General features: G+C 67.3%; 12 protein-coding genes. 8 read left to right on the forward strand and 4 right to left on the reverse strand.

Going from position 1 to position 15,131, the window contains the following annotated elements; translation table 11 throughout:
- Positions 1–43: 43 nt before the first annotated feature.
- Both C487_RS11195 and C487_RS11200 read left to right on the forward strand, forming a co-directional pair.
- Complete coding sequence (locus tag C487_RS11195) at positions 44–460, forward strand: hypothetical protein (protein ID WP_006185867.1); 417 nt, start codon at positions 44–46, stop codon at positions 458–460.
- 472 nt (positions 461–932) lie between these two features.
- Positions 933–1,298 (forward strand): hypothetical protein, encoded by a 366-nt coding sequence (locus C487_RS11200; protein ID WP_006185868.1) that lies wholly within the window; start codon positions 933–935, stop codon positions 1,296–1,298.
- 51 nt (positions 1,299–1,349) lie between these two features.
- Here C487_RS11200 and C487_RS20645 read toward each other — a convergent pair whose 3' ends face one another.
- Both C487_RS20645 and C487_RS11205 read right to left on the reverse strand, forming a co-directional pair.
- A complete protein-coding gene (locus tag C487_RS20645) occupies positions 1,350–1,523 on the reverse strand; it encodes a hypothetical protein (protein ID WP_161605712.1) in 174 nt (57 codons plus the stop codon).
- A gap of 110 nt (positions 1,524–1,633) precedes the next feature.
- A complete protein-coding gene (locus tag C487_RS11205) occupies positions 1,634–2,038 on the reverse strand; it encodes a CBS domain-containing protein (protein WP_006185869.1) in 405 nt (134 codons plus the stop codon).
- A 252-nt stretch (positions 2,039–2,290) separates the two neighbouring features.
- On the opposite strand from C487_RS11205, the gene C487_RS11210 reads away from it, so the two are divergent.
- Positions 2,291–2,509, forward strand: a complete 219-nt coding sequence (locus C487_RS11210) for a hypothetical protein (RefSeq protein ID WP_193787929.1) — start codon at positions 2,291–2,293, stop codon at positions 2,507–2,509.
- Between the two features lie 309 nt (positions 2,510–2,818).
- On the opposite strand, the gene C487_RS11215 is transcribed toward C487_RS11210, so the two are convergent.
- On the reverse strand, positions 2,819–3,991 hold the full coding sequence (locus C487_RS11215) for an MFS transporter (RefSeq protein WP_006185871.1): 1,173 nt from the start codon (positions 3,989–3,991) through the stop codon (positions 2,819–2,821).
- Between the two features lie 156 nt (positions 3,992–4,147).
- On the opposite strand from C487_RS11215, the gene C487_RS20650 reads away from it, so the two are divergent.
- The 4 genes from C487_RS20650 (at position 4,148) to C487_RS11230 (ending at position 11,737) form a co-directional block, all read left to right on the forward strand.
- On the forward strand, positions 4,148–4,291 hold the full coding sequence (locus C487_RS20650) for a hypothetical protein (RefSeq protein WP_161605713.1): 144 nt from the start codon (positions 4,148–4,150) through the stop codon (positions 4,289–4,291).
- A gap of 502 nt (positions 4,292–4,793) precedes the next feature.
- Complete coding sequence (locus C487_RS11220) at positions 4,794–7,037, forward strand: PD-(D/E)XK nuclease family protein (RefSeq protein WP_006185872.1); 2,244 nt, start codon at positions 4,794–4,796, stop codon at positions 7,035–7,037.
- Positions 7,030–8,061 (forward strand): hypothetical protein, encoded by a 1,032-nt coding sequence (locus tag C487_RS11225; protein WP_006185873.1) that lies wholly within the window; start codon positions 7,030–7,032, stop codon positions 8,059–8,061. Before C487_RS11220 ends, C487_RS11225 begins: the two co-directional genes overlap by 8 nt.
- Positions 8,054–11,737: a UvrD-helicase domain-containing protein gene (locus tag C487_RS11230; RefSeq protein ID WP_006185874.1), complete on the forward strand. Its 3,684-nt coding sequence runs from the start codon at positions 8,054–8,056 to the stop codon at positions 11,735–11,737. Before C487_RS11225 ends, C487_RS11230 begins: the two co-directional genes overlap by 8 nt.
- A gap of 154 nt (positions 11,738–11,891) precedes the next feature.
- On the opposite strand, the gene folP is transcribed toward C487_RS11230, so the two are convergent.
- Positions 11,892–14,474 carry a dihydropteroate synthase gene (folP, locus tag C487_RS11235; protein ID WP_006185875.1) on the reverse strand — a complete coding sequence of 861 codons (2,583 nt, stop codon included), beginning with the start codon at positions 14,472–14,474 and terminating at the stop codon, positions 11,892–11,894.
- 201 nt (positions 14,475–14,675) lie between these two features.
- Here folP and C487_RS11240 point away from each other — a divergent pair, with 201 nt between their 5' ends.
- Entirely contained in the window at positions 14,676–15,047 is a 372-nt protein-coding gene (locus C487_RS11240; protein ID WP_006185876.1) for a cupin domain-containing protein, read from the forward strand.
- Positions 15,048–15,131: the final 84 nt, after the last annotated feature.

The following is a 15,131-nucleotide window of genomic DNA, read 5'->3' on the forward strand; positions in this document are numbered from 1 at the left end:
AAGTGAGAACGACTAACTGCGATCCCGGAGAACCGAGCGAGCGATGAGCGGATTGAAGACGGTCGTTCGCCGCGGGTTCACCGGTGGCGGCGTCGCCACGCTGTTGCTCGCAAGTCTCTTCGTGATCAGTGGCGGCTTTCGGAATTCGACCACATTGGCACTGACCGGGTGGCTGACCGCCGTCGGGATCGTGTTACTCCTCGCCGGCACTCGAGAACGGATCGTCGTCGGCAGTCGAACCGTCGGCTGGCCCCGCCTCGCCGCAGTCGGGATCGGAATCCTCGCGGTCGGCGCTGGCGGGTTCGGTCTCTCACAGCTCCGGGGGTTCGAGGTCGCCAGCGGTCCGTGGCTGCTCACCGTCGCGGGCACGGTTTTCGTGCTCGGATACTTCACGTGGTTCGCCCTCGAGTGCTGGGCAGGCGGGTGGCAGTTGGACGAGGAGGTGTTCGCCGTCGAGTAACGGTTCGATCGCGTTTTCCGTCCAGTTCGATACGTGTCGGTGCCGTGCCCGGTCTTTTCGGCAGCGGCGTTGTCCGACCGATATGAGCGCACACGACCGGGAGCTATCCACGACCACGGACGGCGAGGAGAGCCAGTTGACCTACCAGAAAGTAACCGGGTAACCGAGTCGCCGATCAGGCGCTGGCTGATGCTCGAGGCCGCCGTCCTGAACCTGCTCGTCACGGCGACGGTCGTGGCTCCTGCTGGCGATCGCAGCCGGTGGCGTCGTACTCGTCTTCCTTCCGTTCATAGTCTTGCTGAGCCACGCACTCCGGATCGCGACCATCGCCGCGCGAACCGCCGACTTCGGCCCGTTCGTCCCGCGAGCCTCGAGCGAATGACGGCCGTCGCCGACACCCTCACTCGCTCATCGAGCTCCGGCGGAACGGGCCGGGAACACGCCCAAGGGGACCGGCGGAAAAGAATGGTGTATGGGAGAACACGACAGTTGCTCCGAGGAGCCGACGCCGATCGAGGAGGCGCGGACGGATTCGTTCGACCTCGAGCACGCCGAGCGCGTCCGGATCGGCGTCACCCGCGGGGAAACCGACCTCGAGCTGGGACCGCCGCGGGACTATCCCGATCGCGCCAACGTTTCGGTCCGACCCGAGTCGGCGGACGGTCACCGGCTCGTCCTGAGTATCGATGCGATGGCGGGCGACCACGGCACGGGCCACGCGGACGTCGAGCTGACACCGGCGGAGGGCCGCGCGTTACGAGATCGACTCGACGAGACGGTTCGGTGGATGACCGAAGACGAGGTGTCCGAAGCCGACGCTGCCCGCGACTCGAGCTAGGTCGACTCTCCGTCCGCGGTGCTCGGTTTCCGACGAGACGTTCGGAGACGGTCACGGAAACGTGTGTCCCACCGATCCCGCCATCGCCAGTCGTGTTCCCGAAGTCGAAAACGGACTCCCGCCGTGTGTCGAGAACGCCGGACCGTCGTCGGAAACGGCGAACCCGTCGTCCTCGAGGGAGATGGTGACGGTGGCGGCGGGCGCACGGGTCGGCTTCGCTCGCACAGCTACGAGACGGCGAAGCCGTCTCGAGCGGCGTCGTCCGTTTAGAGTGCGAGACCACGGGTCTCGTCCCGCTCGCTTCCGAAGGGAGTCACCAGCCCGATCCTGGGAGATTACGTCGGAGAGGGCGTCTCCTCGCTCGAGAGGTACGACGCCAGATCGGACGTCGTCACCATCCCGATGACGCCCTCGTCCTCGTCGACGACGGGAACGTGATGGAAGCCGTGCGTGACCATTACGTCCGCGACGTCGCGAATGCTGTCCTGTGCCGAGGCCGTCACGACATCAGCACTCATGTACTTCGAGACCGGCGTCTGATCCTTCGGCTTCTGTTCGGCGACGATTCGGACGAAGTCCGTCGTGGTCAGGATTCCCTGAAGCTGGTTGTCGTCGTCGGTGACGACGACCGAGCCGATCTCGTTATCGAGCATTACCTGTCCTGCCGCCTCGACGAGCGTGTCCGACGCCACCGTGTGCAGTGACGTGGACATGACTCGAGCCACGAAAATATCCTCCATACGGGACAGTATTCGCGACACAGTATAATGATTATCGAACTTGATCCGCCCGAGACGGTACCCACGAGTGTCGGATTTGATATACGACGGTTCGCTGATCAAAACACGCCAGTCGTGATCTGGCACTGAAACGGCGGTATCTCGGCACATTCGCGCCGGGTGGTGGGTTTCGGGCCGATCGAATCGTCCGATCGTGGCCGTCAGTTTCGGCCGTGCCGAGCGTTGTCGGTCGGGCACGATCCCGCCGTGACCGTGCCGGAAACCCTCGTTCACGTCACGCTCGAGCCCGACGGCCTCGGGACCGGCTACCATACAGCCGTCGGTATCGTCGCTGACGCTCGCGAGGCGGTATCGGCGCTCGAGGCGATCCGGGAGGCGCTCGAGACCGCACTCGCGGCGGACGAGCCGGTTCTGGTCGAAATCCCGACGGACCCGAGCGAGCCGCAGACGAGCGACTGGATGAGTGAGTGATGGATCGTTCCGGCAAAGACGCGGGTGTGGCCTTGTCAGGGAACGAGAACGCTGGTAAATGCACGGGGAAGCGGAGGAGTGAGAACAAAAAGGAGTGGTCCGCTTCTGCTGGCAACACGGAATCGCCACCCCCTCCCCAACCGATTCGCTCCCTTCTGTCAGTCGGTCGCTCATCCCTCGCACGGTATCGTCGGCCGTCCTCGCCACCACTCGGACGGCCGACAGCGTGCGCCACTGCACACTGGTTGACAAGCCGGGGCGAAAACTCGCACACCTGTACACCCGTTGAACGGTAATCCTACACAACAGTCAGTAGCCGAGCGAAAGGACGTCGTTCGTGGCGATGGTTACCAGCGAGATCGCCATGAGCGCCGAGAGCAGGCCGAACGCGACGGTCCAGCCGAAGAAGTCGGCGGCCGATCCGACGGCGACGCTGCCGGTCGCGCCGAGGGTCATGTAGGCAGTCCGAACGAGCCCGAAGCCGAGGCCGCGCTCGGAGTCGGAAAGAACGTCCATGAACCGCGACTGCAGCGGGGCTCCCCAGGTCATCGCGACGCCGACGCAGACGACGCCGGCGACGGCCGCCGGAAGCTCCTCACCGCTGACCAGCACCGCGTAGCCGACCACTCCCGACGACATCGTGATCGCGGCCGCGGCGTCGCGCGAGTAGCGATCGGACAGCGCGCCGATCAGCGGCTGAACGCCCCCGTTGACGAGGAAATACAGCGAGAACAGGAGCCCCGCCGTCGTTCGCGGGAGTTCGTAGCCGACCTCGAGAAAGGTCGGGAGAAACGACGCCGTGGCCTGCCAGGTGAACGCGCCCATCGCACAGAGTGCGGTCGTGTAGGCCACGCTGGGACGGGTCAGCAACTGGAAGAGGAGGGACGGATCGATCTGATCTCGCATCCGCCGGTCGGGGTAGCGGGGCTCCGTGGGTCGGGTTCGGAGGAAAAAGACGAGAACGATCGGAACGCCGACGGCCGTCCCGACGGCGATGGCGGCGCGCCAGCCGTACCGGTCGGCGGCGAGGGCTGCGAGTACCGGTGCGGCGAGGCCGGCGATCGGTGCGCCGGAGACGTGCAGCCCGATCGCACGGCCCGTTTGATCGAACAGGCGAGTGAGCAAGGTCGTCGCCACGCTGTAGTGGAGGCCGGCCGTCCCGCCGAGGACGATCGCGAAGAGCAAAAAGGCGACGTACGTCGGCGACAGCGCGAGTAGCGCGCTCGCGACCGCCGTCCCGCCGATCGCGCTCAGGATGATCCGCCGTTCGCCGAACCGGTCGCCGAGCAGCCCACTCGGAAACTGTGAGAGCGCGTAGGCGGCCCACATCCCCGATAGCGCCAGCCCGACCGCACCGGTGCTGACCGAAAACGTCTCCACGATGTCGGGAACGACTGGGCTGATCACCAGCCGCGCGGTCACCGTCACGAAGAACGCGAACGTACAGAGAACGAGAACAGTATTCCTGTATGACCAGTTCACTGCGGGACCGTTCGACGACTGCGGGAAAAGCGGTTTCGATAGCGCCGTCGGCGGCGATCATGGACGCCCCGAGACGACTACGAACCGACCGCCGACCCGTCTATGGCGTGTGTACTGGGTCGATATTCCCGCCGACCCCGACGAAGAGCGGGCGCGATGCAGGCCGCGGAGTACGTGATCGGACTCCTCGAGTACTCCGAGGGGAGTGCCGACGAACTGTTCGATCCCGACGACGTGCCCGAATCGGACGCCGCCGCCCGCGATACGCGCGAGGCCGACTGTCCCGCAGCGGTCGTTTAGCGATCGACCAGGTTCCGTCGAGCGGGAGAACCCGGCCGTCAACCGGGCCGGGCACAATTCTCAACAGGAGCCATTGGAGAACGTGTTTGATTATCGAGAGATAGGTGAACAAGAACGAGAACAAACATATAGAACTATTCTAAGATATGTGCGTATTGCACGTTCAACCGCCTGGAATCGGGTATTAAGAGCAAATTCATAAAGTGAATCAGTCCGAAAGAGAGCCGAACACATATGTGAGGAAGACCAGTTCTCGAGCCTCGATACGGGGTAGTCGCTAAGTCCCCATCGGCACCGTTCATTTCACAGCCATATAGTACCATATCAGTACACTAATACAGTATTTTGACACCATCTGCCGGTAGAACGTGGACGAACTCACGCTCGTCTCCCGTCGGGAGTCCTCGAGTCCGCTCGGTCGGGTTCGAGGCACGCCTCGATCGGGATCGAATCGTGCCCACATTTAAGTACGAATTCCGCCATACTCGGTGACGTACGACCGATGGCCACGCCGCCCATACTCGACGGAACCTGTAAGCTCCTCCCCGCACCCGCGCCGGGCAGCGACGTGTTCGCGACGGTTGCCGCGGAGTACGCGGCCCTCGCCGCGGAGCACGGACCGCGGAACGTTCTGGTCCTGAAACGACAGCCGGCTGGTCTCGAGTCGGTGGCCGAGGCGCTGGCCGACGCCGGTCGCGGGCGGAACGACGGGTGGCCCCGCTCACCGCGGCTCGAGTCGCTGCCGGAACACGCCTCGAAAACGATCGAGGAGTACGATCCGACGCTGGACCGCCTCGAGTACGAAGAGCGTATCGAACTCATTTCGCTCGTCATCGACGGTGCGAGCCGATCGGTCCCCGACTACCTCGAGCGTGCCGCCGACCACGAGAGTTTCGCGCGCGACGTGGGACAACTGCTGCTCGCGGCGACCCGTCAGCGGCTCGATCTCGACGACTTCGAGTCACCCCACGACTGTCTGGCCTTCCTCTACGCGATGAACGATCGCTTTCACGCGGAACTCGATGACCGAGGGTACGTCGAGCGGGCGGACGTGATCCCGCGGGCGGTCGACCTGCTCGAGGCGGACGCGGACGGCGTTCGGTCACGGGTGACCGCCTCCTTCGACGCCGTCCTCGCCGTCGAGTTCGAGGAGTACCGCCGCCTCGATCGCCGGTACCTCGCGGCGCTGTCCGACGACGCCGACCTCGTCTGCATCGGCGAGCGCCACGCCAGCGTCGAGCGAACCCGGGTCGAACCGGGCTGTATCGAGGACGTGGCGAGGGACGCGGGTCTCGATATCGAGCCGCTCGAGCCCGTTTCCGCCGGCGAAACTGCCGATGGACCGCCACATCACCCCGTCACGCGGTTCCTCGCGACGGGTGACCGACCGGAGGGAGGCAACGATACCGATGCCGGACCCGCTGCGGGGCGACCGGTCGGTCGGGCTCGACGCATCCGCACCGAGACCGCCCGCGAACAGGTTCGGGCGGTCGCCACCGAAATCCAGTCGTTGTCGGACCGCCACGGCTGGTCCTACGACGAGTTCGCCGTCGCCGTGCCGCGGATCGAACGCGTTCCGGAGACCAGACGCCGCCTCCGGGACGCCGGCGTCCCGACGGCGACGATCGGTACCCCCTCGCTGGCCGAGGACCCCGCGGTCAACGAACTCTACGCGGTCGTCACGTGCCAGTGCGAGCGCGACGGCGACAGCGACGCGCTCGAACGACTCGATGGCGGTCCGTCCCCGGCGTCGAGCGAGCCCCGGGAGGTCTCGCTGAATCGCCTCCGGGCTCGCGTCCCCGAGTTCTCGACCGGCCTGCTCGCCGAAACCGATGGAGCGAGCGTTCGCCGCTCGCTCGAGCGCTGGATCAGTCGAACGGACCTGAAAGGGCGAATCGCCCGTGAGGAAGCGTGGATCGACGCCCGCGAACAGTACGAGGGTATCAGACGCGTCCTCGAGATCGCCCGGTTCGTCGAGGAGACGGATCTCGTGGGACCCGACTGGCAGGGCCTGCGCCGAATGCTCCGGCGAACGATCCGGTACGACGCGCCCTACGTCCACGCGGTCGAGACGCGGCCGCCGGTCGGCGGCGTCACCGTCTGTGCCGTCGACGACCTGAAGTACGATTCACGGCAGGCGGTTTTCCTGCTCGATCTGATCGACGAGACCTATCCGGGCGAGCAGTTCCTCACCCAACTGTTCCCGTCGGCGTGGCTTCGAACCATGCCGGCCTATCCCGCAGTCACCGACCCGTCGCTCGCGGAGACCGCGGCGACGTTCGAGCCGGTCGACGCGACCGCGGTCGGCGACCCATTCGAGACCTACCACGCCCAGCGGTCCCGCAGGCGACTCGCGCTCGGTGCGCGCGCGGCCGAGCGTGCCCTCTATCTGTGCTCTTACGAGCGCGGTGCCGGCGGCCTCCAGCGGACCCACGACGAGTCGCGCTACCTGAAACTGCTCGAGTCGACGCCCGGGCTCGCGCTCGCGAATATCGATGCCGCGGCCGGTGCGGCGATTCACGGCGAAACGAACGCCGTCGAGGCGTTGCTCGACCAGCCCCGCGGCGAGCTCGAGCGGGTGCTCCGGGAAGCCAGCACCGGCGGCGAGGCCGATCTCGGCGCGACCGAGTCGCTGTTCGAGGAGATCGCGGTCGTGCTCGAGGAGGGCGATATCGACGACGAACTCGCCGAGGCGGTCCGTTCGCAGTTCGAGTTCGCCGCGGGCGAGGTGGTCCGCGATGACTGACGACGCGGCGACCGCCACGCTCGACGTCGACGGTCTCCGCACCGCGCTTCACTGTCCGCGGCGATACGAGTTCGCCCACGTCCACGGGCTCGAGGGGAGCGACGACGACGCGGTCGCCGACCGCGTGGACGTGCTGCGGACCGCCATCTGTGACGCACTCCGGAGCGGCGAAACCGATCGGGGGGCGCTCGAAGCCGTCGCCAGCGATCGGCTCTCGACGCTGTGGACCGACCACGACGAACCGTTTCACTCCAGTACCCAACGCCGCCACGAGCGACGGGTGCTCGAGGCGACGCTGTCGGCGTACCTCGATCGCGTCGGGACGGACCACGCCGCCGGGATCGAGCGACTGGACGACGACGCGGCCCGCGGCGAACTGATCGGGCCGGCGCTGCCGCTCTCGAGCGCGGTCGACATCGCCGACGGGGCGCACGCGGCCGAACGAGTGCGGATCGACGCGACGGTGGACTACGTCTACGGCGACGGCTCGTCGATCGTCGGCGTCCGGTTCGTCCCGACGCTCGCGCCGCTCGGCCGGCTTCGCTACCGGTCCGACTGGGAGAGCGATGTCGCCGATCTCTTCACCGATCACTTCGACGACGAGTCGTCCACGTTCGAACCGGACCCCGTCGGCTCGCTCCTCGAAACCGCCGTGGTCATCGACGGGCTCCGCGAACTCCGTGACCGCCTCGAACTCGGCGACCGAACCTGTCGGTACGTCCAGATACCCCTCGCCGACCGCTCGGCAGCGACGGTAAACTGGGTTCAGGACACCGTCGAGACAAGCCTCGAAGTAGCCGATCTCACCGACGTATACGTCGACCACCACACCTACGGCATGACACACGATCACCGAAACGAGACCGTCGACGACCGCCTCGAGACAGTGGCCGCGAGCCTGCTCGCGGGTCCCTTCGATCCGTCCGACCGCTGGGAACGGATCGAGGAACACGCCTGTCCGGACTGTGAGTACACCGTCTGCTGTCAGGAGTACATCGCAGGGGAGGTGCGGTTCGATGGCTGACGAATCGGGGCCGGCGGATATCGACCCCAAAGGAAACCAGCAGGCGGTCATCGACAGCCGGGCGGCGTGTACCTCGGTCGACGCGGGTGCCGGCACCGGGAAGACGACGACGATGCTGCTCCGGATCGAGCGTGCTATCGCGCGGGGCGACGTCGATCCCGACGACGTACTCGTACTGACGTTCGCGAACGAGGCGGCCGCGAGCATTCGGGCGGCGGTCAGCGACCGCCTCGAGCCCGACGCCGCCGCGGCGATCGACGTCTACACCTACCACTCCTTCTGTTATCGGCTGGTCCGCGAGTACGCCTACTATGTGGGCTACTCGCCGGAGTTCGATGTCGTCACCGAACGGACCCGCCGCCGGCTCATCGGCCGCCTGCTCGCGGACAACGACTACGATTTCGCGGCCGCGGCCCGCAACGACGGCTCGCCGGCCGATCTCGTCGATGCTATCGACCGGTTCATTCGGACGATGAGCCAGGAAGATATCACGCCCGACGACCTGCAGTCCGGACTGCCGCCGGTGCGGACCCTCGAACTGTGTAACGAGTTCGTCCTCTGGCTCGAGCGGACCGCCGGCGAGGACCTCTCGTTCGAGTCCGAGGCGCTGCGCTACTTCAATCGGGACACGCACCTCGAGACGGCCCGGGAGTCGCTGATCGACTACGGCAAACTCGTCTCCTACTGCCGGGAGAAGATCGCGGAGGCACCGGACGAGTTCCGCGAGGACGATCTGGTACGGGACATCGACCGCTATCTCCGGGTGCTCCAGCAGTGCGTAACCAACACGATCGACACGCTCTCGCTCGACGACCGGACGACGAAGCACCTGCCGCGGGCGTTGTTCGGCAACCGAATTTGGGGGCAAGCGACGAGCCGGATCGAACAGACGCCCTTCGGCCGGTTGAAACACTACGTCGAGTTCCTCCGACTGGCCCGCCACTACGCCGACGTCTACGCGGACTACCACGACGCGCTCGAGGCCGAGCGGGCGATGGACTTCGACGAACTGGTGCGGACGGCGACCGGGTTGCTCGACGATGCTGCCATTGCCAGCGAGATCACGGGGCAGTGGTCCCAGGTCTACTGCGACGAGTTCCAGGACACCGACGCGACCCAGTTTGCCCTGCTGACCGAGCTCACGGACGGCCCCGACCGGCCGGACCTGCTCGCGATCGGGGACAAGGACCAGGCGATCTACGGCTGGCGCGGGACCGACCGCGAGGGACTCGATCGACTGGCCGCCGCCTACGACGACCACGAGGCGATCGAACTCGAACTCAACTTCCGCTCACGACAGGAGATCCTGGCCCTGACCAACGCCTGCGATTACGGCCCGCAGTCCTCGAAGACGCTGCGGGAAAACGGCCGAACGGCCGGCAGCTACGACGAGGACGAGCCGCCGGACCGCGTCGTCAAAGTCGAGAGCGACGACGTGTCCCAGTCGACGCCCGAGCAGGTCGCGACGACGGTCTCACGGCTGCTCAACGGCGAGGCGGCGACCGTCCCACGACGGTCGCTCGGCGATATCGCGGTCATCGTCCGAACCAACCGCCACGCGCAGGCGGTCGCCGACGAGCTACAGGAGTTGCAGATCCCCTACGAGATTTCCGGCTCGCCGCGCGGCGACATCTCGCCCGGGATGCGGACCGTTCTGTCGTATCTCAGAGTGCTCGTCGAGCCGGACGCGGACGCCCACCTCCGTCGTGTGCTGCTCTATCGCTACCGCGTCACTGCCGACGACCTCGCGACGCTGCAGCGATGGGACGGGTCGCTGTACGACGCCGTGATGGACGCCGACCCGTCGGCGCTCGCGCTCGAACAGCCCGACCGCCTCGAGACGGTCCGGGCCCACCTCGAGCGACTCGAGCGGTTCCGGGACGTCTATCCGCTGTCGGGGTTCGTTCGACGGTTCCGGGAACTAACCCGAATCGAGTGGTTCTGTGCGAGCGAGGAGCGAGCCGGGCTCGATCGCCTCGAGCGGTTCGTCGAGGCCTACGAGTCCGATGGCGTCGTCCAGTCGCTGTCGGTCTCGTTCGTGGACGCGCTGACACGGACCCTCCAAAGCGGCGGGAGCGACCGAACGCGGGGCACTCACTCCGAGGACTGCGTCGACGTGATGACGGTCCACCAGGCCAAGGGCCTCGAGTTCGATACCGTCCTCGTCCCCTACCTCTCGGACGAGGAATGGTGTGTCGACGGCGACTACGTCGAGCGGGCCCGCTACCGGCTGCTGGCCGCAACCCTCGACGACGCGGTCGACTCGCCCCTGCTCGCCGATCTCGCAACCGAGCGGGTCGCCGAGGAGTGGCGCGTGCTCCACGTCGCGCTCACTCGCGCCGCGGAACACCTGTTCGTGTTCGGCTCCGACTACGAGTACGACGGCGACGACGACGAACTGGCGGCATCGACGGCCGAAGCCTGCCTGGCGAGCGACATCGAGTGGTCCGTGACCGGCCAGCGGATGGACCTCTGGGCGTCGCTGACCGAGAGCTTCGAGCGGGTACAGGAGATCTATCCCGAGACCGTGGTCGATCGCACCGACGAGATCGCCGCCTCGGCCGGCGAGAGTCCGGGCACGATCACCTACGACGCCGACTCCGGTGAGCGCCCCGTCGAACCCCTCGAGACCCGCGCGGCGATCGAGACCGTCCACCGGCTGGGTCGACTGCTTCGCGACGGGACGCTGTTGTCGGCGGCCGACGCAGCGAGCCACGGCTCGATCGGGACGGACAGCGGTGACCGAGCGGCGACGGATGCATCGCCGCGAGTCCCGAGCGGTCGGCGGCTCTCGGCGCTGACGACCGAGACGGTCCGGTTCCCGGTCGAAACGCTCGCGACAGCGACGGCGCTTCCGGTCGCGATGCGACACAGCTACTCGGCGATGGATACCCACGAGACCTGCGCCCGGAAACATTACCTCGATCACGTCGTCCGGGCGATCGACGACCCGCACGCGGCGGCCACGGTGGACGAGCAGGCGGCCGCGGCGAACGGCGGGTCGCCCGCAGTGACCGACGAGCCCGCATCGCGACTCGTCGGCACCGTTTTCCACGACGTCGCCGAGGAGGCGTTCCATCGCGAGTACCGCACCCGCGAGGCGTGGCGCGAGGCCGCCGTTCGACACCTCACCGCCCGCGGTCTGCTCGCACACCGCGAGGCGGTCCTCGCCTGCATCGACCGCTACTTCGACGCGACCGCGCCGGCCTTCGACCGGCCGATCGCCGACTGGGAGCCCCTGGCCGCGGAACTCCCCTTTTCGCTCGAGGACGTGGCCGGCGTGACGGGGGACGTCGTCGGCTACGTGGACTCGGTCCGGCGACATCCCGACGGCGGGCTCGCGGTGCTGGACTACAAGGCCACCGCGGAGCGGATCGCGCCCGAGAAAGCCGTCCAGTTAGCGCTGTATCTGCGGGCCTGCGAGGACCGGTTCGACGAACCGATCTCGGCCGTCGGCTACGTCTACGTCGGCGATATCGACGGCCATCGCGTCGCCCTCATGGAACGCGACGACCTCCCGGCGTGGGAGTCGGTCCTCGAGACGCTCGCGGCAGTCGACGACCCGTCGTTCGCGGAGACGACGCCGGGCGACCACTGCCGACACTGTCCACATCGGTCGTTAGGCTGTGGGCCAGCGGCATACACGCCCGACAACGACGGCGTGGGCGGCGACTGAGCAGCGTCGGAACGTCACGGAATCGCCGGCGTTTTCGAGGCTGCCGCTCGGTCGCTCATGTGAACAGACGTGGCTGTCGAGCGGTATGAGTCCTCGCCCGGGAGTGCCGTCCTCTTGACCGGTGTCTTCGAAACGCGCCCCGATCAGAGGGAGGTTACGACTCCCAGTCGAAGCGATCCGGATCACGCGCGGCAAGGGCCGTCCGAACCGCGGCGACGTTCTCGGGCACGTCGTGGACGCGCACGAGGTCGGCTCCGCGGTCGGCCGCGAGGGCACTGGCCGCGACGGTCGCCTCGAGTCGGTCGCCGGCCTCGCGGCCGACCTGGCCGAACATGGACTTGTGCGAATGGCCGAAGAGGACGGGGCAGCCGAGCGCGCGGAACTCGTCGATCCGGTCGAGCAACTCGAAGTTCTCGCTGGCCGATTTCCCGAAGCCGATCCCGGGGTCGACGATGATTTGGTTCCGGTCCAGCCCCGCCTTCTCGGCCAGCAAAATGCGTTCGGAGAGTTGATCGATCACGTCCGCGACGACGTCGTCGTACTCGATATCGCGGTCGGGGACGACCGGCGCGTCGATGCTGTGCATCACGACCAGCCCCGCGTCGTGTTTGGCGGCGACGAACCGCATCTCGGGGTCCTCGAGCCCCGACACGTCGTTGATGATGTCGGCACCGGCCTCGAGCACGGCGTCGGCGACGGCGGCTCTGCGGGTGTCGACCGAGAGCAGGGTATCGAGGTCGGCGATCCGTTCGACCACGGGCACGACCCGGTCGAGTTCCTCCTCGACCGACACGGGAGCAGCGCCCGGCCGGGTCGACTCCCCGCCGATATCGATCACGTCGGCGTCGGCCGCGGCCATCTCCTCGGCGCGGGCCACGGCGTCGTCGAGGGCGTCGTACTCGCCGCCGTCGTGGAAGCTGTCCGGGGTGACGTTCAGAATCCCCATCACGGCCGTTCGATCGGTCCAGGGGTAGTCCGGACCGGTCGAGCCGTCGGCCGGCCGATCGGGCGTTCGAGGCCGGCCGGCGGCCCGAGTCGGCACCGTCGCGTCGCCGTCGAGGTCCGTGTCATCGGCGACGCTGGTATCGGGTCCGGCGTCGACCTCGAGCGTGTCCCGCAGCTCTCGGGCGACGTCGGTCAGACCGTGGGGTCGCGAGCGCGTCTCGAGGGCCTCGACGAGCGCTTCGAACTGGGCAAGCGTGCCCATCAACACGGCGTCGACGGGTTCATCGTCGCGTTCGAGGCTCGAGAGTGCGCATTCACCGCCCAGCCGCAGCAGCTCCTCCTTGAGGACGGTCGCCTGTCGGTCCCGAAGCGCCGTCCTGACGACCCGGTGGACGGCATCGCCGTTCAGTCGCTCGGCATCGCCCGCGGCGACGTTCGCCTCGGCGAGCGCGTCGCGGGCGTCCGAGAGGTCACGGATATGCTTCGGAACATCGGTTCGGGTCCACCGCGACCGGGCCTCCGCGACCGCGTACAGCGAGCCGGTGACGAGCACGCAATCGTCGCTCCCGGCGTCGCCGAGGGCGGTCGCGAGCGCGTCCGGGACGGCGGTCTCGGTACGGACGGTCCCGACGCCAGCGTCGGCGAAGACGTCGGCGAGGACGGCCCGATCCTCGGCCCGGTCGAGGGTCGGTTCGGTCGTTACGACGGCGTCAGGCGTCGGCAAGGCGGCGGCCATCTCGCGGTGGTCCTTGTCGTGCATCGCGCCGAAAACGAGGTAGAGATCGTCGTAGTCGTAGGTATCGAGCGTCTGGGCGAGCCCCTCGCAGGCACCCGGGTTGTGCGCGCCGTCGAGGACGGTCAGCGGCTCCGTATCGAGCACCTCGAACCGGCCCGGCCAGTGAGCGCTTCGCAGTCCACGTGCGATCTCCGCCGCCGAAACGTCGCCGACCTGTCTGGCGAGGGTGGCGGCGATACCGGCGTTTTCGGCCTGGTGCTCGCCCAGCAACGGAATCCGCGTCTCGAGGTCCCAGTCGTCGCCGGCGATCGAAACGGCGGCTTCGGTGTGGTTCGTTCGCCCGCCGTATGTGACCCGAACGTCGGGGTTCGAAGCGGTGTCGTCGCCGTCGTCGGCCGCCGTCGCCGACCCGACGGTGACGACCGCGTCGGCGACATCGCGGATGGGGTCGAGCGGGCTCCCGGTGACGCCCGTGACCAGCGGCGCGTCGGCCGGGGCGACGTGAGCCTTGTCGCGGGCGATCTCCGCGATGGTGTCGCCGAGGATGCCCGTGTGCTCGAGGGTCACGCTCGTGACCGCGCTGGCGACCGGATCGACGACGCTCGTGGCGTCGTACTTGCCACCGATACCGACCTCGAGAACGGCGATATCGACGTCCTCGCGGCCGAACTGCCAGATCGCCATGGCGGTCATCGTCTCGAAGAAGGTCGGGGACTCACCGTCAGCGCCGCGCTCGGTGACGTACTCGCGAACGGCGTCGACGTAGTCACAGACGGCCGTCCGCGACATCTTCCGGCCGTCGACGCGGACCCGCTCGCGGAGGTCCTCGAGGTGTGGCGAGGTGTAGAGGCCGACGGAGTAGCCCGCCTCCCGCAGCGTCCGCTCGAGCATTCGGGCCGTGCTCCCTTTCCCGTTGGAGCCGGCGATCTGAACGAAGTCGACGGTTTCGTGTGGGTTCTCGAGGTGGGCCAACAGCCGGGCTGTCGACTCGGTGCCCGGCTTCGGGCGGAACCGTCGCAGATCGAAGAGGAAATCCGCCGCCTCGTGATACTCCATACGAATCCAGAGAGCCCGGTCATTTTAGAGTATTCCGTTCCGGGACTCGCTCGAGTCGCTCTCCTGGCAGGGGCGGCGACTGCTGACGGATCGGGCGTCGATTACCGCTCGCCAATATGTTCGGGAGAAGACCGACCCCGGCGAGGGACATCGGTTCGAGCACGTCTTCGGCGAGCCCGAATCGCCCGGCGGAAATCACCCATGCCAGCAACCGACTTCGACAGCGAACGGACGTACGACGAGGATCGATTCAGCACGCGACCCGTGTTCCGGAGCGACCGGATGAAGGTCGTGCTCGGCTACTTCGAGCCGGGACAGTTCATTCCGGTTCACGCGCCCGGCAGTGACGTCGCGATCTGCATCCGCTCTGGAACCGGCGTCGTCCGAGAGGGCGAGACCGAGCACGCGGTCGGTCCCGACGACGTGGTCGTCGTCGAGGCCGACGTCGAGCGGGGGATCCGAGCCGACGACGACGAACGGCTCGAGGCGCTGCTCACGACGAGTCCGCCGCCGACCGACGCCGAGCACGCGCCCGTTCGCGAGGGGCTCGAACGCGGCGTCTTCGATCCCTGAGACGATTCCTGTTCATCCGTTCGTCGACTCCGACCCGTTCGAGTGACCGATAGATACGGCTTCGAGACGGTCACGAACGGTCAC

The sequence above is a fragment of the Natrinema pallidum DSM 3751 genome (assembly GCF_000337615.1).
GTDB classification, from domain to species: Archaea; Halobacteriota; Halobacteria; order Halobacteriales; family Natrialbaceae; genus Natrinema; species Natrinema pallidum.